This is a genomic window from Psychrobacillus sp. Z16_25, from assembly GCF_056856695.1.
Genome location: NZ_JBXEOV010000005.1, coordinates 145,635 through 169,542, shown reverse-complemented (window position 1 = coordinate 169,542; position 23,908 = coordinate 145,635). Strand labels below are relative to the sequence as shown.

Here is a 23,908-nt window from a genome sequence, read left to right as displayed (position 1 = left end):
TTTCCAGCTCGGAAACCAGGTGTTTTTTTATAGAGAATCCTCCACTACCTTACGATAGTAACCGGCAGAAAGGATTGCGAATATTGAATATAGAATAATATATATCCCCATTGTAATCAACAAAGGTGCCACTAGTTCGTTTCCAAAGAAAACCCATCCAGATTTAACTGCAAAATAGCTATGAGATAGTCCGATTATTAAAGGAAAACCAAAATTGAATAACTGCTTTCTTCGTATACCTTTCATTATCTCGCCAGTAGTAAAGCCCATTTTTCGTAAAATAGTATACGTACCCTTCTCCTCATCAGCCTCAGACATCTGCCTGAAATATAGAATGCTACCGGTGGCAATCAAAAAAGCTAACCCTAAGAAGCCTGTTATAAATATAGACATACCAAGTATATCTAGCATTTCTAACCTAGAGCTTTCTTGAGATTCGACACTTACGGTTTTGGTAGCCACCCCGCTTGGATAGGGAACTTCTACAGAAACTTTATTTTCCTTATAGACTTCCTCTGCTTTTTCTAATTGCTCCTCATTCTGCAATTCCAACCCTACTACCTTTTGATTCTTAGTTTTAGGATCATTTAGCAGCCTTTGAAAATAGGTATCTGAAACAACGACTGTCAAATAATCATAAGAGTGATAATCAGGTACAAGGCGTTCCTCAGAAACTTCTTTAATGAATATTTCATCCTTCCCTGAGGAAGTTCTAAACTCCAGCGGCTTTTGCCCTTCTATCCTTATGTTTTCTGCACGTACACTATCATAGCCTAATATATAGCCCTCATGCTCTTCTAGTGTTAGATTAGGTAGCTTATTTTGTATATCCTTTATGCTTACTACCTGTAGTTCTCCCACAGTACTAATATGTTGGTTTAAAGCTGCTTCTTTGATTAATAGAGATCGGACATCAGCCTGAACAGCCAGTAAATCTATATCATATCTAGAATATTCAATCCCTTCCTTATCAAATGCTTCAACTAAGCCAAACCCTGTATCCTCGTACATAATATAATCGTAAGGTACCGCTTCCTCGGAGGTAGCCTCTGCAGAATAATAAGAGATATAGGTTAAGGTTAGGATAGCAAGTGTTGTTGCCGATAAAACGGTAATTGTCGTTAATGACATAGCATTGGACTTCATCCGATGCATAATAGTAGATAAGGACAACACATCTTGAATAGACATCAAGCCCTTTTTACTTTTTCTTATCAGATTTAAGATAAATGCCACAGAGAAACGAAAAACAAAATAGGTTCCCCCAATCGTTAAAGCAAGTATAGAAACCATTTTAAATAAAAGCTCATTAGCAGTTATATCTGGCTCTAAGTCAGATAACGATGTGGATAGGTAGTAGCCGTATCCGATAAAAACTAGTCCAATAAATCCTAAAAGCATTTGGAAAGAATTAAACTTTTTTACCTTCTCATCAGCAATTGCAGTTGTCGTGATAAGGGTTAATAAAGACGCTCTTTTTATTCTAATCGCTGTCTGAAAAAGGACCACCATTAAAAGGATGAAAAAAACTACTATTGTTCTCAAAAGAGCTTCCGGAGAAAATGTTAGCTCAACAAATGCATCCTTTTCTAGAATCTTTAATAGAATCATGACAAATACTCTTGAGGTTAGGAATCCTACAAATATCCCTATGGTTATTGCACTAAACCAAAGAATTGTATTTTCAATTGCTATTAATCTCGTGACAAGCCCCTTTGACATACCTACTAGTTGATACAACCCAATCTCTTTACTTCTTCTCTTCATAAATAAATTATTGGCATACAGAACAAAGAAAACAACAATAAATAATAGTAAATAGGAAGCAACTTCTAAAGTTGCTGCACTCCTTCCACTGCCCACTTGTTGAGCAATTGTTGGATTGAACTGTAAAGTTACAAAGGAATAATACAAGGTGACGCTAAATACTAAGGCAAAGATATAAAGATAGTAGCTCTTTATGTTTTTTTTCATACTTCTTAAAACTAGTTGATTAAGCGTCATATCCATCACCACTTAATACGCCTTGCGTGTTCAGTATTTCTTGGAAAAATTGCTTTCGATCCTTTTCCCCTCTATACAGCTCCGAGTATATCTGACCATCCTTTAAAAATAAGACACGTGAGCAAAAGCTAGCAGCCACCGTATCATGTGTAACCATGATAATTGTTACTTTCTTTTCTTGATTAATTTTCTCTAAATTACTTAATAAAGCAGTAGCAGATTTAGAATCTAGTGCCCCGGTTGGCTCGTCTGCAAACACGATGGATGGGTTACCGACCAATGCTCTAGCTGCAGAGGTTCTTTGCTTTTGCCCTCCAGAGATTTCATTCGGATATTTATCTAAGATGTCATCGATCCCTAAGAGTTCTGTAATTTCCCTTATTCTAGCCTTCCCTTGCGCCTTTGGGATCTTGCCTACGGATAGAGGAAGGTAAATATTTTCTTTAACAGTTAACGTATCTAACAAGTTATAGTCCTGAAAAATGAACCCAAGCTGTTCTCTTCGAAACTTAGAAAGCTGCTGTTCTCTCATTTTTTGTAGATTATTATTGTTAATCTCTATTACTCCAGCAGTAACCTTATCAATAGAAGCTAAAACGTTTAGTAAAGTAGTTTTTCCCGAGCCAGATGGACCCATTATGCCTACAAACTCTCCTTCTTGAACTTCCATATCTATATCCTTTAGCACTTCTTGCGCATTAGACTTTTTACCAAATACCTTTTTTATTTTTCGACCTCGTAATATCGCCATGGTCTACCTCCTACTTATTGTTAACTCTATATTAACTATATTAGGAAGAAAAATCGTTTGTTTTAGGTGACAATAAAAGAAAGTAGATGACATTTTTGTCACCTACCGAGTATTTGAAGCATTTCATTTTTTAAAGGAAACTGTAAGGAGAAGGTAGAGCCCACATTCACTTTTGAAGTAACAGTAATTTTAATGCCTAGCTTTTCCGCAGCATTTCTTGCTAAGTATAGTCCCATACCACTGGAAGCAGTGCTTTCCCTCCCCACTCTACCAGTAAAAGACTTTTCAAATATTCTTGGCAAGTCTGCCTCCGAAATACCTGTTCCTTCATCCTTTACAGAAAGAATTATTCGACCCATCTTATCCTTTTTTACATATATCAGTATTTCACTGTTTTCTTTACTGTATTTTACTGCATTAGATACTAGCTGCCTCACTATAAAGGAGAGCCATTTTTGGTCGGTCAACGTATTCTGATTTAAATCTAATGTTTCAAATCCTATATTACGTATTCTACACCAAGGCATTAAATCTTTAATTTCTTGATAGATGACCTTTTGTAAATTTACTTCTTCTATTATTGTATCCTTTTCGATAAAAGGAAGCCGAGTATTATGGAGTTGCTGATCCAATAGCATATGCATTCTAAGCCATTCTACCTCTAACCTTTTGCGTTGCTCTGTATCTTCTACATTATCTAGCATCAGCTTCATACTAGTTAGGGGTGTTTTTATTTCATGTATCCAGGATAATGTTTGATCTTTTTCTTCCAGTATGTTTATATTAAATTCGTTTAATTCTTGTTTCCCTAAAAGGACAAAGCTTTGAACTTCTTTCATCATGATTTTATCAAATACAGACTGTCCCTTCGGTAACTTAGCAATCACTTGGTCAAAGGTCAACTGATCTTCATACATCTCTAATAACTCTCTTAGAAATTTTGTTTCTTTGAAATATCTCCATAACAAAAAGGCGAGAAATAAACAAAAATTTACTGCATTCATATAGGCAAGAGAGGTGTCTTGAAAAGATATATCAAGATACAGGAGAAGATTAAGCCAGAGCTGGAGCAGAACAAAGAATAGTATCCAACTAATACGTTCTCGTATAAATAATAAAAACAGCCTCATAGCTCCTCCTTTGTAATACCTATATATCCCAAGCCCTTCTTCGTAACTATGACATCCACTAACCCGATTTGTTCAAGCTTTAACCTTAACCTATTTACATTCACAGAAAGTGTATTGTCATTTACAAACTTCTCATCGTCCCATAATCTTCTCATGAGATCATCTCTCGAAACAATTTTATCCACTGATTGTAGAAGGACCCTTAAGATGAATAGCTCATTTTTTGTGAGTTCAACTTCCTTATCGTCTTTTGATAATAGACTCCTTGAATAATCTACCATCGCTCCATTCCAATATACAACATCTAACGTTTCTTCCACGTAATCATAAGTTCTTCTTAATATAGCTTGTACCTTAGCTAATAAAACATCCATATGAAAAGGCTTTTGAATAAAATCATCTGCCCCCATTTGCATAGCCATAATCATATCCATCGGATGATCTCTAGAGGATAAAAAGATAATAGGAACTTTCGAATGTCTTCTAATCTCCCTACACCAATGAAAACCATCGAACGCAGGCAACTGAATATCAATAATTACTAACTGGGGTTTTTGTTCCAAGAAATCTGGCAGGATATTTTGGTAATCACTTGGTTGTATCACGGCAAAAGACCAATGGAGAAACCTTTCTTGTATTGCCTTAAATATCGATGTATCGTCTTCAATAAGTAATATTTTCTGCATAAACTCCCCCCTTTTTTCCAGTTTACACATATTTAGAAATAAAAAAAACCCATCTCGTCGTCACGAGATGGGTTTTTCATATAGTAAGTAATAAATTACTTAGTGATAGAAGCTACTACACCAGCGCCTACAGTACGTCCACCCTCACGGATAGAGAATTTAGTACCTTCTTCAAGAGCGATTGGAGCGATAAGAGATACAGTCATCTCGATGTTATCGCCAGGCATAACCATTTCTACGCCTTCTGGTAAGTTACAAACACCAGTTACGTCAGTTGTACGGAAGTAGAACTGAGGACGGTAGTTTGAGAAGAATGGAGTATGACGTCCACCCTCTTCTTTAGAAAGAACATAAACTTCAGCTTTGAAGTCTGTGTGTGGAGTGATTGAACCTGGTTTAGCTAATACTTGACCACGTTGAACTTCTTCACGAGAAACCCCACGAAGAAGAGCACCGATGTTGTCTCCAGCTTCTGCATAGTCAAGAAGTTTACGGAACATTTCTACACCAGTTACAGTAGTAGATTTTGGCTCTTCAACGATACCGATGATATCTACAGAGTCACCAACTTTAACTTGTCCACGCTCAACACGTCCAGTAGCAACTGTACCACGACCAGTGATAGAGAATACGTCCTCAACTGGCATCATGAATGGTTTGTCAGTTTGACGTTCTGGAGTTGGGATGTAGCTGTCTACAGCGTCCATTAATTCAACGATTTTTTCTTCCCACTCTGGCTCTCCTTCAAGAGCTTTAAGAGCAGAACCTTTGATTACAGGAACATCGTCGCCTGGGAAATCGTACTCAGATAATAGGTCACGAATTTCCATTTCAACTAATTCAAGTAATTCTTCGTCGTCTACCATATCACATTTGTTCATGAATACTACTAAGTAAGGAACACCTACTTGACGAGAAAGAAGGATGTGCTCACGAGTTTGTGGCATTGGGCCATCAGCAGCAGATACTACTAAGATACCGCCGTCCATTTGAGCTGCACCTGTGATCATGTTTTTAACATAGTCAGCATGTCCTGGGCAGTCAACGTGTGCGTAGTGACGAGTTTCAGTTTCATACTCAACGTGAGATGTGTTGATTGTGATTCCACGCTCTTTTTCTTCTGGAGCGTTATCGATTTGGTCGTAAGACTTAGCTTCTCCACCTAATCTTTTAGAAAGAACTGTAGCGATTGCAGCAGTTAGAGTTGTTTTACCATGGTCAACGTGTCCAATTGTACCAACGTTAGCATGTGTTTTTGAACGATCAAATTTAGCTTTTGCCATTAGAGAAATCCTCCTCAGTAATTGTTTGTTTTTTATGATAAAAGGGTAGGGACATATAGTCCCTAAACTTTCATACACTACAAATAGTTATACTTGAAACTAAAGGAAATATCAATTATTCACCTTTATGTTTTTTAATAATTTCTTCTGCAATAGATTTTGGAACATCTTCATAGTGGTCGAATACCATGGAGAATACTCCACGACCTTGCGTATTAGAACGTAAGGAAGTTGCATATCCGAACATTTCAGCAAGTGGTACCATTGCACGAACTACTTGTGCGTTACCTCTAGCATCCATACCTTCAACGCGTCCACGACGAGATGTGATGTCACCCATGATGTCTCCTAAATATTCTTCAGGAATTACAACTTCTACTTTCATGATTGGCTCAAGAAGTACTGGGTTTACTTTTGATACAGCATTTTTCAATGCCATAGATGCAGCAATTTTAAATGCCATCTCATTCGAGTCAACATCATGGTATGATCCGTCGAATAATTTAGCTTTAATATCGATTAATGGGAAACCAGCAATTACACCGTTATCAAGTGCATCACGAAGACCTGCTTCTACAGCTGGAATATATTCACGAGGAACTACCCCACCAACGATAGCATTTTCAAACTCAAAGCCTTTTCCTTCTTCATTTGGAGCAAACTCGATCCAAACGTGTCCGAATTGACCACGACCACCAGATTGGCGAACAAATTTACCTTCAACTTTCGCAGAAGAGCGGAAAGTTTCACGGTAAGATACTTGAGGAGCACCTACGTTAGCTTCTACTTTGAACTCGCGACGCATACGGTCAACAAGGATATCAAGGTGAAGTTCTCCCATACCAGCGATAATTACTTGACCAGTTTCTTGGTCAGTATGAACGCGGAATGTTGGATCTTCTTCAGCTAATTTTTGTAGAGCTTGACCCATTTTATCTTGGTCAGCTTTTGTTTTTGGTTCAACAGAAAGTGAGATAACTGGCTCTGGGAATTCCATTGACTCAAGAATAACTAGAGATTTTTCATCACATAGTGTATCACCAGTTGTAGTGTCTTTTAAGCCTACTGCTGCAGCGATATCTCCAGCGTAAACTTGTGCAATCTCTTCACGAGAGTTCGCGTGCATTTGTAGGATACGACCTACACGCTCACGCTTACCTTTTGTTGAGTTTTGCACGTAAGAACCTGATTGAAGTGTACCAGAGTATACGCGGAAGAAAGTTAATTTACCAACATAAGGGTCAGTCATAACTTTAAACGCTAACGCTGAGAACGCCTCTTCATCAGAAGCTTTACGTTCAATCTCTTCATCAGTATCCGGGTTGATACCTTTCATAGGAGGTAAATCAACTGGAGATGGAAGGTACGCAACTACTGCATCAAGAACTTTTTGAACACCTTTGTTTTTGAAAGCAGTACCACAAACTACTGGATAGAATTCTACGTTAAGAGTACCTTTACGGATACCAGCAACTAATTCTTCATTTGTGATTTCTTCTCCACCAAGGTATTTTTCCATTAATTCTTCATCAAGCTCAGCTACCGCTTCAACTAATTTTTCACGATATTCTTCAGCTTGAGCTTGATATTCAGCAGGGATTTCCACTTCTTGAATATCTGTTCCTAAGTCATTTCCGTATACTGTAGCTTTCATCGCAATTAAGTCGATGATTCCGCTAAATTGATCTTCTGCACCAATTGGTAATTGAATTGGATGAGCATTTGCTTGTAGACGGTCACGAAGTGTGGATACAGAGTACAAGAAGTCTGCACCTGTTTTATCCATTTTGTTTACAAAAACGATACGTGGAACACCATAAGTTGTAGCTTGGCGCCATACTGTTTCTGTTTGTGGTTCAACACCAGATTGAGCATCTAGTACTGTAACCGCACCATCAAGTACACGAAGTGAACGTTCAACTTCTACTGTGAAGTCTACGTGTCCAGGTGTGTCGATAATGTTAATACGGTGGTTGTCCCAAGAAGCTGTTGTTGCAGCAGAAGTGATTGTGATACCACGTTCTTGTTCTTGTTCCATCCAGTCCATTTGAGAAGCACCTTCATGTGTTTCACCAATTTTATGGATTTTACCAGTGTAATAAAGAATACGCTCCGTAGTAGTCGTTTTACCAGCATCGATGTGAGCCATGATACCGATATTACGTGTTTTTTCTAAGGAGAACTCTCTAGCCATAATGTATTTCTCCTTCCAGTTTCGGATTAGAGTATGATTTTAAGTAAATCTTACCAACGATAGTGAGCAAATGCTTTGTTAGCTTCTGCCATTTTGTGCATATCTTCACGTTTCTTAACAGATGCACCTGTGTTGTTAGATGCGTCAAGGATTTCATTAGCAAGACGCTCTTCCATTGTTTTCTCTCCACGAAGGCGAGAATAGTTCACTAGGTAACGAAGACCTAAAGTATAACGGCGTTCTGGACGAACTTCAACCGGTACTTGGTAGTTAGCACCACCAACACGACGAGCGCGTACTTCAAGTACTGGCATAATGTTGTTTAGTGCAGCTTCGAATACTTCTAATGGATCTTTACCAGAACGTTCTTTTACTAAATCAAACGCTCCGTATAGGATTTTTTGAGAAGTACCTCTTTTACCATCAATCATCATTTTATTAATTAAACGAGTTACTAGTTTTGAGTTATAAATTGGATCTGGTAACACGTCACGTTTGGAAACAGGACCTTTACGAGGCATGTGTTTTCCTCCTTTCGAAGAATGTCGATTTAATCGTTAATTATTTTTTAACTTTAGGGCGTTTTGCTCCGTATAGAGAACGGCTTTGCATACGACCATTAACTCCAGCTGTGTCAAGAGCTCCACGTACGATATGATAACGTACCCCTGGTAAGTCTTTTACACGTCCTCCGCGGATAAGTACAACACTGTGTTCTTGTAGGTTGTGACCTTCACCTGGGATATAAGCAGTAACCTCTAACGTATTAGTTAGACGTACACGCGCATATTTACGAAGTGCTGAGTTCGGTTTTTTAGGCGTCATAGTACCAACACGAGTACATACCCCACGTTTTTGTGGAGAGTTAAGGTTTGTAGCAGACTTTTTAAAGCTGTTATAACCTTTTCCTAATGCTGGAGATTTAGATTTCGTGATGTTGGATTTACGAGGCTTACGTACCAATTGGTTAATTGTAGGCATCGATTGTTCCTCCCTTCATTTGTTCTTTTAATACCACACATCCAGGTGGTTCATTTTTTGGGTAAAAACAAAGTTTTTGTGATTTTACACAAAAACTGTTACACAGCAATAGCCACTACAGATGCGCCTATACGCAATCCACAGGCTTTACCAAGCTCTAATTTAGACTCAACATAGTGAATAACCACATTATTTTCTTGTGCTGCGGATCTAGCTAGATCAATGATTCTATCTTCTATGTCAAGTGCTATATATACTTCTCTTACAAGCCCTTTATTCATTGCTTTTACTGCTTGCTTTGTACCTATGATTGTTTTTTTTGCTTGTTTTACTTTTTCATAAGACATTTTCATATCCTCCAAAGTTACAAGTCCTATAACTATCAACCTTAAATATATTATCATTCCTTGAAAAAGGTGTCAACACTTAACATTAAATATTAGGAGAAAACATGAAGCTTTCCCCTAATATAGTGATTAAACATATAAGTACATCTAAGATTCCGTACGCAGTCCCTAGTTAAAGGGAAGAAATATTAGCAATGCCATATTTCATTCCCTATTTCACTATTCTAGGACATGTACTCTGTCTTCTTATTCAGCACTTACTGCTTCTTTCTCAGAATCTGCTTCGTTTGAAGTTATTTTAATTTGACGGTATCGTTGCATACCAGTACCAGCAGGAACCAGCTTACCGATAATTACGTTTTCCTTCAGTCCAAGCAACTCATCTCGCTTACCTTTAATAGCAGCATCCGTTAGAACACGTGTTGTTTCTTGGAATGATGCAGCAGATAAGAAGGACTCTGTTTCAAGTGAAGCTTTCGTAATACCAAGGATTACTGGGCGACAAGTTGCAGGTATCTTACCGTGTAGTACCGCTTCTCTGTTTGCCTCAGCGAATTGGTGAATATCAAGAAGAGATCCAGGAAGTAAATCTGTTTCTCCTGCTTCAATGACACGAACCTTACGAAGCATTTGGCGAACCATTACTTCGATATGTTTGTCTCCAATTTCTACCCCTTGCATACGATAAACTTTTTGTACTTCTTTTAATAAATATTCTTGAACAGTAGCTACGTCTTTTACTTTTAACAACTCTTTCGGATCTATTGATCCTTCTGTTAAAACTTGACCACGTTCAATAACATCATTTACAGCAACTTTTAGTCGAGCATTGTATGGAGCAAGGTACTTACGAGTCTCTACGTTACCTTGAATCGTAATCTCTTTTTGCCCTTCTCTAATCTCATCGACATCCGTTACTATACCGGAAATTTCGGAGATAACTGCTTGCCCTTTAGGATTACGAGCTTCAAAGATTTCTTGGATACGTGGAAGACCTTGTGTAATATCGTCTCCAGCAACCCCACCTGTATGGAATGTACGCATTGTTAACTGAGTACCTGGTTCTCCGATAGATTGAGCTGCGATAATTCCTACCGCTTCCCCAACTTCTACAGTATCTCCAGTTGCTAAGTTTAAGCCGTAACATTTTTTACATACGCCGTGTTTTGTATTACATGTAAACGCAGAGCGGATTGTTAATTGCTCGATACCAGCTTCTTCAATAATACGAGCGATATCTTGTGTTATTAAACCGTCTCTTTGTAAAATTAACTCACCTGTTACTGGGTGATAAATTGTTTTCTTCGTATGACGACCTACAATACGCTCAGCAAATTCCTCGATTACCTCAGAACCTTCCATAAGCGAACCAATTAATAGTCCACGGTCTGTTCCACAATCATCTTCGCGAACAATAACATCCTGTGCTACGTCCACCAGACGACGTGTCAGATAACCTGAATCGGCTGTTTTTAATGCAGTATCGGCAAGACCTTTACGAGCACCGTGTGTAGAGATGAAGTATTCAAGTACTGTTAGACCTTCACGGAAGGAAGATTTAATTGGAAGCTCGATAATTCGACCAGCCGGGTTGGCCATCAGTCCACGCATACCAGCAAGCTGAGTAAAGTTGGACGCGTTACCACGGGCACCAGAATCACTCATCATGAAGATTGGGTTCATGTTATCTAGAGACTTCATTAGTTTATCTTGAATAACTTCTTTCGCTTTACTCCACTGTGCAATAACACTTGCGTAACGTTCCTCTTCCGTAATTAGACCGCGACGGAATTGTTTCATTACTTTATCTACTTTTCCTTGCGCCTCTTCAAGAATCTCTCCTTTGTCTGGAAGAACAACGATATCAGAAATACCGATTGTAATACCAGCTTTTGTAGAGTATCTAAATCCAAGTGACTTCATGCGATCAAGCATTTTAGATGTTTCTGTAATGTGGAAACGTTTGAATACTTCCGCAATGATATTACCAAGGATTTTCTTCTTGAATGGTTGAACAAGGTCCATAGATTCAATATGTTTTTTCACATCTGTTGTAGTAGATACGAAATATTTTTCAGGCGTTTCAACTTGTAGGTTGAAATCTGTTGGTTCATTAATATACGGGAATGTTTCCGGAAGAATCTCATTAAAGATTACTTTCCCAACCGTAGTCACCAACCACATCTTGTTTTGTTCCTCTGTGAACGTTGGATTATTTAATGAAGATGCAGCAATTGCGATACGAGTATGCAAATGAACATGACCATTATTATAAGCAATCAACACTTCATTAGGACCGTAGAATGTAGAACCTTCTCCAGTTGCACCTTTGCGCTCAAGTGTTAAGTAATAGTTACCTAATACCATATCCTGAGATGGTGTTACTACAGGTTTTCCATCTTTCGGGTTCAAAATGTTTTGGGCTGCTAACATTAATAGACGTGCTTCCGCTTGTGCTTCAGAAGATAATGGTACGTGAACCGCCATTTGGTCACCATCGAAGTCAGCGTTATATGCTGTACATACTAATGGATGAAGACGAATTGCACGACCTTCTACTAACGTAGGCTCAAATGCTTGAATACCTAAACGGTGAAGCGTTGGTGCACGGTTAAGTAGTACTGGATGTTCTTTAATAACATCTTCTAATACGTCCCAAACCTCTGAGTGCATACGCTCAATTTTACGTTTAGCGCTCTTAATATTATGCGCTAAGCCGCGCTCAACTAGCTCTTTCATTACAAATGGCTTAAATAATTCGATAGCCATTTCCTTCGGAAGACCACATTGATACATTTTTAAATTAGGACCTACTACGATAACCGAACGACCAGAGTAGTCTACACGTTTACCAAGTAAGTTTTGACGGAAACGACCTTGTTTCCCTTTCAGCATGTGAGAAAGAGATTTTAAAGGACGGTTACCAGGACCAGTCACAGGACGACCACGACGACCATTGTCGATCAATGCATCAACTGCTTCTTGCAACATACGTTTTTCGTTTTGAACGATAATGCTTGGAGCACCCAAGTCCAACAAACGCTTCAAACGATTGTTACGGTTAATAACACGACGATACAAGTCATTTAAATCGGAAGTTGCAAAGCGTCCACCGTCTAACTGTACCATTGGGCGTAATTCTGGTGGAATTACCGGAAGTACATCTAAAATCATCCAATCTGGTTTGTTTCCAGAGTTACGGAATGATTCTACTACTTCTAAACGTTTAATCGCACGAGTGCGACGTTGTCCTTGTGCAGTTTTTAGCTCTTCTTTTAAGCTTTCTGTTTCACTTTCAAGATCTATTTCTTGTAATAGACGTTTAATAGCCTCTGCACCCATAGCCGCTTGGAACTTCGTACCAAACTTCTCACGGTATGCACGGTATTCTTTTTCTGAAAGTAATTGTTTCTTTTCTAGTGGTGTATCAGCTGGTTCAATCACTACATATGATGCAAAGTAGATAACTTCTTCCAGGGATCTAGGAGACATATCCAAGATCAGACCCATACGGCTTGGAATTCCCTTGAAGTACCAGATATGTGATACAGGAGCTGCTAATTCAATGTGACCCATACGCTCACGTCGAACCTTTGCACGAGTTACCTCAACTCCACAACGATCACAAACTACACCTTTATAACGAACACGTTTATATTTTCCGCAGTGACATTCCCAGTCTTTTGTTGGACCGAAAATTCGCTCACAGAATAAACCATCTTTTTCTGGTTTTAATGTACGATAGTTAATCGTTTCAGGCTTTTTTACTTCCCCATAAGACCAAGAACGGATTTTATCTGGTGAAGCCAAACCTATTTTCATATACTCAAAATTATTAACGTCTATCAAGGAGCCTACCTCCCTTTAGTCTTGTGTCTTTTAAAAAGACTTTCCAAGTAGCTCTGCATTTTGCGCATTTTTATATCGAAATTCGGACAGGCAGCACCTGTCCGAGTTTACTTTTTTCTTAAGAACTCTAACAAATTGGCTTGCAACCCTTAAAGTCTTATTTATTCTAGGTTTCCAACAGGCTCTTCTTCTCCGGACAATGGTAATAATCCTAGAGCATCTGCTGCTGGAATATCATCGTCTTCATCTAAATCACGAAGCTCGATTTCCTCTTCATCAATTGTAAGCATCTTAACATCCATACCTAAGCTTTGTAATTCTTTAATCAATACTTTGAATGATTCAGGAACTCCTGGTTCAGGTACACTTTCACCTTTAACGATCGCTTCATATGTTTTCACACGACCAACAACGTCATCGGATTTAACTGTTAAGATTTCTTGTAATGTGTAAGCTGCACCATAGGCCTCAAGTGCCCATACCTCCATCTCACCAAAACGCTGTCCACCAAATTGCGCTTTACCTCCAAGAGGCTGTTGCGTAACAAGTGAATATGGTCCAGTTGAGCGGGCATGAAGCTTGTCGTCTACCATGTGGGCAAGCTTGATCATATACATAACTCCAACGGATACACGGTTATCAAACGGTTCACCAGATCTACCGTCATATAGGGTTGTTTTCCCGTCACGGTTCAGACCTGCTTCTTCCATCGTGCTCCAAACGTCCTCTTCATTCGCACCATCAAATACTGGTGATGCCATATGAATACCAAGGATTCTAGCAGCCATACCTAAGTGCAGCTCTAGTACCTGCCCAATGTTCATACGAGATGGTACCCCAAGTGGATTTAACATGATATCTACTGGTGTTCCATCTGGAAGGAAAGGCATATCCTCTTCCGGAAGAATTCTTGAGATAACCCCTTTGTTACCATGTCGTCCGGCCATTTTATCCCCAACGGAGATTTTACGTTTTTGAACGATATAAACACGAACTAATTGGTTAACTCCAGGAGATAATTCATCTCCATCTTCCCGGTTGAAGACTTTTACATCTAATACAATTCCACCAGCACCATGCGGTACACGAAGAGAAGTATCGCGAACCTCGCGTGCTTTTTCTCCGAAGATTGCATGAAGAAGTCTTTCTTCTGCTGTAAGCTCAGTAACTCCTTTTGGTGTTACTTTACCAACAAGAATATCTCCATCACGAACCTCAGCACCAATACGGATAATTCCACGGTCGTCTAGGTTGCGTAGTGCATCTTCCCCAACGTTTGGAATATCTCTCGTAATTTCTTCTGGTCCTAGCTTTGTATCACGAGATTCTGATTCATATTCTTCAATATGAACAGAAGTGTATACGTCGTCTTTTACAAGACGCTCACTCATAATTACAGCATCCTCATAGTTGTATCCATCCCATGTCATGAAGGCAACTAAAACGTTACGACCTAACGCTAGCTCACCTTTATCCATAGAAGGACCATCTGCAAGAATATCAAGAGGTTTTACTCTGTCTCCAACTTTTACGATTGGACGTTGGTTAATAGATGTACCGTGATTTGAACGTTCAAACTTATGCACTTTATAAGTTGTAAGATCGCCCATTACTTCTTTTCCATCTACTGTTTCCACACGACGAACGCGAATTTCCTTCGCTTCTACGTGCTCCACAATACCATGGTGCTTAGCAATAACTGCAGCACCTGAGTCACGTGCGTTTACATGCTCCATACCAGTTCCTACAAAAGGAGCCTCAGGATTTAATAGAGGAACAGCTTGACGTTGCATGTTCGCTCCCATTAGTGCACGGTTGGAGTCATCGTTTTCTAAGAATGGGATACACGCTGTCGCAGCTGATACTACTTGCTTAGGCGATACATCCATATAGTCAATTTGTTCTCTTCTAAATACAGTGTTATCACCACGGAAACGACCAACTACTTCTTCGTTCAAGAAAGCCCCCTCATCAGATAATGGAGAGTTAGCCTGAGCCACAACATAGTTATCCTCTTCATCAGCTGTTAGGTAGTCGATACGAGAAGTTACAAGACCCGTTTCTGGATCAACACGACGGTAAGGAGTTTCGATGAATCCAAACTTATTTACCTTTGCAAAACTAGAAAGCGAGTTAATTAACCCGATGTTTGGTCCCTCAGGAGTTTCAATCGGACACATACGACCGTAGTGAGAGTAGTGAACGTCACGCACTTCAAAGCCAGCACGCTCACGAGTAAGTCCACCAGGTCCTAATGCGGATAAACGTCGCTTATGGGTAAGCTCTGCAAGCGGGTTTGTTTGATCCATGAATTGAGATAACTGCGAGCTACCAAAAAACTCTTTGATAGATGCAATTACTGGACGGATGTTAATTAGCTGCTGTGGAACGATTGCCTGTGTGTCATTAATGGACATACGCTCACGAACCACTCGCTCCATACGGGAAAGACCAATACGGAATTGGTTTTGAAGAAGCTCTCCTACCGAACGCAAACGACGGTTTCCAAGATGATCGATGTCATCTGTGTTTCCTACGTTAAACAATAGGTTAAAGAAATAACCAATAGATGCCACGATATCTGCCGGAGTAATATTTTTCACTTCATCATCCACGTAAGCATTGCTAATTACGTTAATTTCTTTTTGATCTTCATCATTTGGCGCATAAATTTTAATCGATTGTACAGTAATATCGTCTTCTAGTACGCCCCCTACCGTTGAGAAGGTCTTGAATCCAATTCCGTTCTCTAAATATGGGATAATGCGATCTAAAACGCGACGGTCAATTAATGTACCAGCTTCCACTAGGATTTCGCCAGTTTCTGGGTCAGCTAGTGTTTCTGCAACTGTTTGATTAAATAATCGATTTTTAATATGCAGCTTTTTATTCATTTTATAGCGACCAACGTTAGCTAAGTCATAACGTTTTGGGTCAAAAAAGCGAGAATATAATAAGCTTTTTGCACTTTCTACTGTTGGTGGCTCACCTGGGCGTAAACGCTCATAAATTTCTAAAAGGGCTTTTTCAGATGTCTCTGTATTGTCCTTTTCAAGCGTATTGCGTAGGTACTCATTATCACCGATTAAATCAATGATTTCTTGATCTGAGCCAAAGCCTAAAGCACGAAGTAAAACAGTAACAGGTAATTTACGTGTACGGTCTATACGAACGTATACAACGTCCTTAGCATCGATTTCATACTCTAACCATGCACCTCGGTTTGGAATTACAGTAGCTCCAAAGCCTTTTTTACCGTTTTTGTCTGTTTTGTCGTGGAAGTAAACACTTGGTGAACGGACTAACTGAGATACAATTACACGTTCAGCACCATTGATTACAAAGGTACCTGTCTCCGTCATTAATGGGAAGTCTCCCATGAAAACGTCCTGTTCTTTCACTTCATTCGTTTCTTTGTTGTGGAGACGTACTTTTACGCGCAATGGTGCAGCGTATGTTGCGTCACGTTCTTTAGATTCGTCGACCGAATACTTCGGATCATTTAAGCTATAGTCGACAAATTCTAGTGATAAATTGCCTGTAAAGTCCTCGATTGGTGAAATATCTTTAAACATTTCACGTAAACCTTCCTCAAGGAACCATTGATAAGATGCCGTTTGAATCTCGATAAGATTCGGAAGTTCTAGCACCTCACTAATACGCGCAAAGCTTCTGCGCTGGCGGTGTTGTCCGTACTGAACTAGTTGACCTGTCAACTCATTCACCCCTCAATAAAGCGATATTAGGTCTTTTCGATATTCATATTTTGGTGTATGATATCGAAAGACAAAAAGAAAACGAGTTCTAATGAAGAGCTCATTTTCGATTAACCAAACTTTTTCTCGGCCAGTATACCCATTTTGTTATTGGTTTATACAAAAGGGCACACGTCCTCAAAATAATATTTTTGCATTTTACTATAATATCATAGCGAATTTGTCAAGTCAATCTTTGTGGCTTTGATAATCCAATAACCTTTTTCTTTATTGACAACCTCCACTTGACCAAAAATCTCTTCTAAATAACTAAAAGTTGATGGAGCCCCTTGTTTCTTTTGAATCACAACCCACAATTCTCCCTTTGAAGCTAACTTCTCATACGATTCTCTATAAAATCGAAATATCGTTTCTTTTCCAGCGCGAATCGGTGGATTTGTAACTATAGCCGCAAAATTTGCAGTAGAAACAGCCGACAACCCATCACTTTCATAGATTCGCACATTTTGTATCCCGTTTGCTTGGGCATTTTTTTCTGCCAGCTGGATTGCACGTGTGTTCACATCTACTAGATGAATTGTTCTATCCTTCCATGTCTTTGCTAAAGAAAGACCGATCGGTCCATAACCACAGCCAACATCTAAAATATCTCCTGGAAGCTTAGGTTCCTCAAAAGCATCGATCAATACACGGGAGCCAAAATCTACTTCGCTCTTACTAAATACACCAGCATCTGTTTCAAATCGAAAGTTATGGCCAAGTAACGTAAAATTCCAATGGCGCGGTTTGCTTTCAGTTTGAGGTTTTTTAGAATAATAATGTTCAGACACCGTAAGCCCTCCACAATACATACGAAGAAAAGCCCGTCGTATTCTGACGAGCTTTTACTTCGGCATGCACAAAAATTACTTAAGTTCTACGCTTGCTCCAACTTCTTCAAGTTGTGCTTTCATAGCTTCTGCATCTTCTTTAGAAACGCCTTCTTTAAGTGCTTTTGGAGCGTTGTCTACTACTTCTTTAGCTTCTTTCAAGCCAAGACCAGTGATTTCACGAACAACTTTGATAACTTTGATTTTTTGGTCTCCTGCAGATGCAAGGATTACGTCGAAATCAGTTTTTTCTTCAGCTGCTGCTGCGCCACCCGCTGCTGCTACTGCTACAGGAGCTGCTGCAGTTACACCAAATTCTTCTTCGATTGCTTTTACTAAGTCGTTTAATTCTAGAACTGTCATAGCTTTGATAGCTTCTAAGATTTGCTCTTTATTCATTTTATTTTCCTCCTATTATTGGATAATTTATTAGGCTATTTGCCGGTTATTTATTACGAAGCAGCAAAGAGAATTATGCGCCTTGCTCTTCTTTTTGTTCTGCAACAGCTTTTGTTGCAAGTGCGAAGTTGCGCACTGGAGCTTGAAGTACAGAAAGAAGCATAGAAAGTAGTCCTTCGCGAGATGGAAGTTCCGCTAATGCTTTTACGTCTTCAGCTGAAGCTACGTTTCCTTCGATGATACCAGCTTTAATTTCAAGCTGTTCGTTCTTTTTAGCAAAATCGTTGATGATTTTTGCAGGTGCAACTACATCTTCGTTAGAAAATGCGATTGCGTTAGGTCCCACTAGGAATTCATTGATTCCGTCAACCCCAACAACTTCAGTAGCACGACGTGTAAGTGAGTTTTTATAAACTTTAAATTCCACGCCAGCTTCACGAAGCTGTTTACGTAATTCCGTTACTTGAGCAACATTTAATCCACGGTAGTCAACTACAACTACAGAGGCAGCAGATTTGAATTTCTCTGCGATATCTTGCACTAGCACTTTTTTCGTTTCAATTGCTTTGCTCATCTTGGCACCTCCTATAAGAATTGGCCACTTATACCGACAAAAGAAAAGCCTCTGTTCTACAAGTAGACACAGAGGCAGAAAGTCATCTTCTAAATTAGAATTTGAAATTTCATGTCCTCGGTAGGAATTTTAAGCGACATGTCGCTCCTACTGTCTTCGGTACAAATGTATATTTCACAACAGAAGCTATAATATCAAATATAACTCAGGCTGTCAATAATTATTTTACTGTTTGTGGATCAACTTTGATAGCTGGTCCCATAGTAGTAGTTACGTTTACAGATTTCATGTAAACACCTTTTGAAGCAGCTGGTTTAGCTTTTTGTACAACATCAAATACAGCTAAGAAGTTCTCAACTAATTTGTCGTCTTCGAAAGAAACTTTACCAATTGGTGCATGGATAATACCAGCTTTGTCAGCACGGTATTCTACTTTACCAGCTTTGATTTCTTGAACTGCTTTCGTTACATCAAATGTAACTGTACCAGTTTTAGGGTTTGGCATTAAGCCTTTAGGTCCTAATACACGACCGATTTTACCAACTTCACCCATCATGTCTGGAGTAGCAACGATTACATCGAAGTCAAACCATCCTTGTTGGATTTTGTTGATGTATTCTACATCACCTGCATAGTCTGCACCAGCAGCTTCTGCTTCTTTTAATTTATCACCTTTAGCAAAAACTAATACGCGTTGAGTTTTACCTGTACCATTTGGTAGTACAACTGCTCCACGGATTTGTTGATCGTTTTTACGAGTATCAATTCCAAGACGGAAAGCAACCTCAACAGTCGCATCGAAGTTTACTGTGCTTGTTTTTTTCGCAAGCTCAATAGCTTCTTTTGCTGTATATAAAGTGTTTTTATCTACTAATTTCGCAGCTTCCTGCAATTTTTTACCTTTGTTAGCCATTTAAAATGTCCTCCTTGATAGTGGTTATAGCGGAATAAACCTCCCACGTGTAAAGGTTGCAGTTATCCTTTTTGAACAACTACAACCTTCCAAAAAACAAATGCGTCATATCAAAATGCACATTAAGTATTAGTCTACGATCGTAATACCCATGCTGCGTGCAGTACCTTCAACCATCAACATAGCTGATTCAACAGATGCAGCGTTTAAATCTGGCATTTTTTGTTCTGCGATTTCGCGAACTTTATCACGTTTAACCGTTGCCACTTTTACGCGGTTTGGTTCACCTGATCCAGATTGAATTCCTGCTGCTACTTTAAGTAGCACTGCTGCCGGTGGAGTTTTTGTAATGAAAGTAAATGAACGATCTTCAAATACAGTAATTTCTACCGGAATGATTAGACCTGCTTGATCTGCAGTACGTGCGTTGAACTCCTTACAGAATCCCATGATATTAACACCTGCTTGACCTAGTGCAGGACCAACTGGTGGCGCTGGGTTTGCTTTTCCAGCAGGGATTTGTAATTTTACAACTTTAATCACTTTTTTAGCCACGAGACACACCTCCTTAAGTCCGTGATGTGGTAATAGGGTTTCCCCTCCCACTCAAATATCTGTCTCTCAGCTCTGCGCTGATAACATTATAAAAATTAATACAGACGTTTTTTTAGTCTGACCTTTGAAATGATATCACTTATCCAAATTTTTAGCAAGTGTTATTTATACTTTAATCACTTGATCAAAGTCTAACTCCATGTTGGTTTCACGACCGAACATATCAATTGATACAGTTACTTTTCCTTTTTCAGTATCAATTGTTTCAACCTTACCTTGGAAATGAGCGAATGGCCCCTCCAATACTTCTACTAATTCACCAACAGCAAAATCTACCTCAACCTTGCGCTCTGTCATACCCATTTGCTTCAAGATAAAATCTACTTCCTCTGGAAGTAATGGAGTTGGCTTTGTCCCTCCACCAGAGGAACCAATAAAGCCGGTAACTCCTGGCGTATTTCGAACAACGTACCACGCGTCATCTGTCATGATCAGTTCCACTAACACATACCCTGGGAACGTTTTTCTCATTACCGTGCGTTTTTTACCATCTTTAATATCTATTTCTTGTTCTTCTGGAATGATAACCCTGAATATTTTATCTTGCATACCCATTGTTTCCACGCGTTTTTCTAGATTTGCTTTTACTTTATTTTCGTAACCGGAATACGTATGAACAACATACCAATTTTTTTCCATGCGTCAGGACTAAATGTCCTTCCCTCCTTTTCTAAGACAAAATGAAAAAACCCGTTCGTTTACTAAGACGGGCTATTCTCAAATATATACTTGCTATCAATTATAATGCTAGGTACCAGCGTAAAAGTGAAGAAATCCCTAAGTCAACTAAAGCAAAGAATAAAGCCATTACTACAACAGTTGAGATTACTACAACCGTGTATTTCGTTAATTCCTTACGTCTTGGCCAACTTACTTTTCTCATCTCTGAAACTACATTCTTGAAAAATCCACTATTATTAGCCATTTAGCTAAACCTCCACAGAGAAATCTATCTTACATCACTACTCATATTGTTTGTTTATGAACTGTATGAGCGTTACAATGTGCACAGTACTTTTTTCTTTCAACTCTTATCGCTTCGTTGTCTTTAGAAGCAGGCACTGTATAGTTTCTATGTCCACATTGCGCACAACTCAAGACGATTTTTTTAGTCATTTTCTCACCTTTTGGCGTATAAGTCTTTTTCAAGAGTATCACCTCAGGCAATTCATGTCAACAAAATCCCAGCTAAGCGTAATTGCTACCAACTTCCATATATCTTTCTAGTTTTCTTTTAACTCTTTGCAAGGCATTATCGATAGACTTAACATGCCGGTTCAACTCTACCGAAATCTCTTGATAGGATTGGCCGTCAAGGTATAAAGCAAGAACCTGTTGCTCCAGTTCACTTAATATTTCACCCATTTTGCCTTCCATGTAGTGCACATTTTCCCTATTAATGATTAACTCCTCCGGGTCATCGACTACAGAACCAGTAATCATGTCCATCAATGTCCGATCAGATTCTTCATCATAAATAGGCTTGTCCAAAGAAACGTATGAATTTAAAGGAATATGCTTTTGACGGGTAGCAGTTTTGATGGCTGTAATTATTTGTCTAGTAATACATAACTCTGCAAAAGCTCTAAAGGAAGATAGCTTTTCCTCTTTGAAGTCACGTATCGCCTTAAACAAACCAATCATGCCCTCTTGAAGTATGTCTTCTTTATCCGCACCTATTAGAAAATAGGATCTTCCTTTCATACGCACAAAGGGACGGTACTTTGTAATTAAATAATCCAACGCTTCAGTGTTCCCTTGATGAACCATCTCTACAAGTTCCTCATCCAATAAACTATCCAATTTTTGTAGATCAAGTTCTGTCCTTTTCAATGAAGTCACCTCAGCTAAATTTCGAGTATTACCATAAGTATACAGGAACGGATTTTATAGCGTCAATGAGTCATTTCAATCCTCTTCGCCATTTTTCGAAAATTTCTGCAACTTCGTGCGATAACTCGATTTTAGAATTAGGCTTCATTTCTTGAATATTCTTTACTTTCTTAGTAATGCTGGAGGAAATAGAAATCATTTCAATTTCTAATTCTCTCGCAGACTTTCTTAATGCTCCTTGACCAAAGATCACTCTTTGCTCTGTTAGATCTGATGTTGCTACATATATCTGTACTCTTCGCTGACTTAGTTCTTTCGTAAGCTTTTCTATCCGCTCATCAGCCGTTTCATTTTCTCGCGTATAGATAATCTCTACTTTGTTTTGCTTTGTTTTACTTTCGATGCCTGGAACTAAGTGGGCATCAAATACAATAATGACACGGATACCGGTAAATGCTTTATACTCTGCCATTAATTCAATCAGTCTATCTCTAGCATCTAGTAGCTTACCATTTTTCAAGCTCCTCAGCTCGCTCCATGCGCCGATGATATTGTATCCATCGACAAGTAATATCTGCATGAGTCTATTCCTTTAACGGATTTCTTACACGCCATATTTCATACAGAAGTATGGACGCAGCAACAGATGCATTTAAACTAGTTACATGACCGACCATTGGCAGGTAATAAAGAAAATCGCATTTATCTCTCAATAGTCGACTCATCCCCTTGCCTTCACTGCCAATGATTAAAGCAAGTGGCAAAGTTGCATCCATTCTTCGATAATCCGTTGACTTTGCAGCATCCGTCCCCGCAATCCACACCCCACGCTCCTTTAATTCATCAACTGTTTGCGCTAAATTACCCGCTCTATATACAGGAACATGTTCGATTGCTCCAGTAGATGCTTTTGCAACCACGGCAGTGAGGCCTACAGCTCTTCTTTTCGGAATGATAATACCGTGAGCACCAACCGCATCGGCAGTTCTCATGATGGAGCCTAGGTTATGCGGATCTTCAATCTCATCTAAAATAATGAAAAGCGGATCCTCCTTCTTACTTGCAGCAAGCTGAAACAAGTCATCCAGCTCAGCATAACGGTATGCTGCAACAGAAGCTACAACCCCTTGATGATTAGCATCCGTGAGTTGATCTAGCTTCTTTTTCGGAACAAATTGCACGATTACTCCAGCGCTTTTTGCAAGTTGAATAATTTCCGATATACCGCCTTTTTGCACACCTTCTCCAATCCATACCTTGTTCATATCTCTTCCCGAACGCAGAGCTTCCAGGACAGGATTTTTTCCAGCGATTATTTCTCCAGTTTGTTCTGTGTTTTCTACCACTATTATTTCTCCCCTTTCTTTTTTTCTATAAACTCAATCGCAAACTGCAATACTTCTTGTAATCTTTCTTGTTGCCCGCTAAGATATAGGCTGCCAATAACAGCTTCAAATGCCGTACTATAATTATACGTTTGAACATCTGTATTTTTTGGAACTGATCCTGATTTGGCGTTTCTTCCTCTTCTTAATATCGCTTCTTCTTCCTCTGTTAAAAATTGAAGGTCCAGCATTTCTCTCACAATCGAGGCTTGCGCCTTTGCAGAAACATAGAATGTTCCCTCCTTATGAAGAAGGTTTGGCCTTACGCCACCCTTCTTTATAAGGTGCTCTCTTACAACCTGCTCATAAACTGCATCTCCCATATAGGCAAGCGCTAGGGAGTTCAATTGCTTTGTGTTAGTTTCTTTCCATTCAGTCA

23 protein-coding genes and 1 other annotated feature are annotated in these 23,908 nt (G+C 39.1%); all 23 genes read right to left on the bottom strand.

The window, feature by feature from the left end:
* Positions 1 to 27 precede the first annotated feature (27 nt).
* Complete coding sequence (locus AC1VU3_RS07865) at positions 28 to 2,004, bottom strand: FtsX-like permease family protein (RefSeq protein WP_482983227.1); 1,977 nt, start codon at positions 2,002 to 2,004, stop codon at positions 28 to 30.
* Positions 1,994 to 2,755 (bottom strand): ABC transporter ATP-binding protein, encoded by a 762-nt coding sequence (locus tag AC1VU3_RS07860; RefSeq protein WP_482983226.1) that lies wholly within the window; start codon positions 2,753 to 2,755, stop codon positions 1,994 to 1,996. Before AC1VU3_RS07860 ends, AC1VU3_RS07865 begins: the two co-directional genes overlap by 11 nt.
* Before the next feature lie 98 nt (positions 2,756 to 2,853).
* Positions 2,854 to 3,885, bottom strand: coding sequence for a sensor histidine kinase (locus tag AC1VU3_RS07855; protein ID WP_482983225.1), 1,032 nt, complete (start codon positions 3,883 to 3,885; stop codon positions 2,854 to 2,856).
* Entirely contained in the window at positions 3,882 to 4,571 is a 690-nt protein-coding gene (locus AC1VU3_RS07850) for a response regulator (protein WP_480389118.1), read from the bottom strand. The genes AC1VU3_RS07855 and AC1VU3_RS07850 overlap by 4 nt, the downstream gene beginning before the upstream one ends.
* 95 nt (positions 4,572 to 4,666) lie before the next feature.
* Positions 4,667 to 5,854 carry an elongation factor Tu gene (gene tuf / locus AC1VU3_RS07845; protein WP_480389119.1) on the bottom strand — a complete coding sequence of 396 codons (1,188 nt, stop codon included), beginning with the start codon at positions 5,852 to 5,854 and terminating at the stop codon, positions 4,667 to 4,669.
* A gap of 115 nt (positions 5,855 to 5,969) precedes the next feature.
* Positions 5,970 to 8,048: an elongation factor G gene (gene fusA / locus AC1VU3_RS07840; protein ID WP_482983224.1), complete on the bottom strand. Its 2,079-nt coding sequence runs from the start codon at positions 8,046 to 8,048 to the stop codon at positions 5,970 to 5,972.
* A 50-nt stretch (positions 8,049 to 8,098) separates the two neighbouring features.
* The gene (gene rpsG / locus AC1VU3_RS07835) at positions 8,099 to 8,569 is read right to left on the bottom strand and encodes a 30S ribosomal protein S7 (RefSeq protein WP_480389121.1); all 471 of its coding nucleotides are present in this window, start codon (positions 8,567 to 8,569) and stop codon (positions 8,099 to 8,101) included.
* Positions 8,570 to 8,609: 40 nt separating this feature from the next.
* A complete protein-coding gene (gene rpsL, locus AC1VU3_RS07830; RefSeq protein WP_144540957.1) occupies positions 8,610 to 9,029 on the bottom strand; it encodes a 30S ribosomal protein S12 in 420 nt (139 codons plus the stop codon).
* 98 nt (positions 9,030 to 9,127) lie between these two features.
* Positions 9,128 to 9,376 (bottom strand): ribosomal L7Ae/L30e/S12e/Gadd45 family protein, encoded by a 249-nt coding sequence (locus AC1VU3_RS07825; RefSeq protein ID WP_480389122.1) that lies wholly within the window; start codon positions 9,374 to 9,376, stop codon positions 9,128 to 9,130.
* A 246-nt stretch (positions 9,377 to 9,622) separates the two neighbouring features.
* Positions 9,623 to 13,225, bottom strand: coding sequence for a DNA-directed RNA polymerase subunit beta' (gene rpoC, locus AC1VU3_RS07820; protein ID WP_480389123.1), 3,603 nt, complete (start codon positions 13,223 to 13,225; stop codon positions 9,623 to 9,625).
* A 161-nt stretch (positions 13,226 to 13,386) separates the two neighbouring features.
* The gene (rpoB, locus tag AC1VU3_RS07815) at positions 13,387 to 16,941 is read right to left on the bottom strand and encodes a DNA-directed RNA polymerase subunit beta (RefSeq protein WP_480389124.1); all 3,555 of its coding nucleotides are present in this window, start codon (positions 16,939 to 16,941) and stop codon (positions 13,387 to 13,389) included.
* A 209-nt stretch (positions 16,942 to 17,150) separates the two neighbouring features.
* The gene (locus AC1VU3_RS07810; RefSeq protein WP_480389125.1) at positions 17,151 to 17,771 is read right to left on the bottom strand and encodes a class I SAM-dependent methyltransferase; all 621 of its coding nucleotides are present in this window, start codon (positions 17,769 to 17,771) and stop codon (positions 17,151 to 17,153) included.
* A 75-nt stretch (positions 17,772 to 17,846) separates the two neighbouring features.
* Positions 17,847 to 18,209, bottom strand: coding sequence for a 50S ribosomal protein L7/L12 (gene rplL, locus AC1VU3_RS07805; protein ID WP_480389126.1), 363 nt, complete (start codon positions 18,207 to 18,209; stop codon positions 17,847 to 17,849).
* A 73-nt stretch (positions 18,210 to 18,282) separates the two neighbouring features.
* A complete protein-coding gene (gene rplJ, locus AC1VU3_RS07800) occupies positions 18,283 to 18,783 on the bottom strand; it encodes a 50S ribosomal protein L10 (protein WP_480389127.1) in 501 nt (166 codons plus the stop codon).
* Between the two features lie 32 nt (positions 18,784 to 18,815).
* Positions 18,816 to 18,961, bottom strand: a sequence feature (ribosomal protein L10 leader region).
* A gap of 42 nt (positions 18,962 to 19,003) precedes the next feature.
* A complete protein-coding gene (gene rplA / locus AC1VU3_RS07795) occupies positions 19,004 to 19,696 on the bottom strand; it encodes a 50S ribosomal protein L1 (protein ID WP_480389128.1) in 693 nt (230 codons plus the stop codon).
* Between the two features lie 129 nt (positions 19,697 to 19,825).
* Complete coding sequence (gene rplK / locus AC1VU3_RS07790; protein ID WP_480389129.1) at positions 19,826 to 20,251, bottom strand: 50S ribosomal protein L11; 426 nt, start codon at positions 20,249 to 20,251, stop codon at positions 19,826 to 19,828.
* A gap of 165 nt (positions 20,252 to 20,416) precedes the next feature.
* Positions 20,417 to 20,950, bottom strand: a complete 534-nt coding sequence (gene nusG / locus AC1VU3_RS07785; protein WP_480389130.1) for a transcription termination/antitermination protein NusG — start codon at positions 20,948 to 20,950, stop codon at positions 20,417 to 20,419.
* A 100-nt stretch (positions 20,951 to 21,050) separates the two neighbouring features.
* On the bottom strand, positions 21,051 to 21,236 hold the full coding sequence (secE, locus tag AC1VU3_RS07780) for a preprotein translocase subunit SecE (RefSeq protein WP_480389131.1): 186 nt from the start codon (positions 21,234 to 21,236) through the stop codon (positions 21,051 to 21,053).
* A 41-nt stretch (positions 21,237 to 21,277) separates the two neighbouring features.
* Positions 21,278 to 21,427: a 50S ribosomal protein L33 gene (rpmG, locus tag AC1VU3_RS07775; protein ID WP_480389273.1), complete on the bottom strand. Its 150-nt coding sequence runs from the start codon at positions 21,425 to 21,427 to the stop codon at positions 21,278 to 21,280.
* Between the two features lie 72 nt (positions 21,428 to 21,499).
* Positions 21,500 to 22,144: an RNA polymerase sporulation sigma factor SigH gene (sigH, locus tag AC1VU3_RS07770; protein ID WP_480389132.1), complete on the bottom strand. Its 645-nt coding sequence runs from the start codon at positions 22,142 to 22,144 to the stop codon at positions 21,500 to 21,502.
* Positions 22,145 to 22,214: 70 nt separating this feature from the next.
* Positions 22,215 to 22,724, bottom strand: coding sequence for an NYN domain-containing protein (locus AC1VU3_RS07765; RefSeq protein WP_482983223.1), 510 nt, complete (start codon positions 22,722 to 22,724; stop codon positions 22,215 to 22,217).
* A gap of 4 nt (positions 22,725 to 22,728) precedes the next feature.
* Positions 22,729 to 23,490 carry a 23S rRNA (guanosine(2251)-2'-O)-methyltransferase RlmB gene (gene rlmB, locus AC1VU3_RS07760; RefSeq protein WP_482983222.1) on the bottom strand — a complete coding sequence of 254 codons (762 nt, stop codon included), beginning with the start codon at positions 23,488 to 23,490 and terminating at the stop codon, positions 22,729 to 22,731.
* A gap of 2 nt (positions 23,491 to 23,492) precedes the next feature.
* The gene (locus AC1VU3_RS07755) at positions 23,493 to 23,852 is read right to left on the bottom strand and encodes a Mini-ribonuclease 3 (RefSeq protein WP_482983237.1); all 360 of its coding nucleotides are present in this window, start codon (positions 23,850 to 23,852) and stop codon (positions 23,493 to 23,495) included.
* Positions 23,853 to 23,908: the final 56 nt, after the last annotated feature.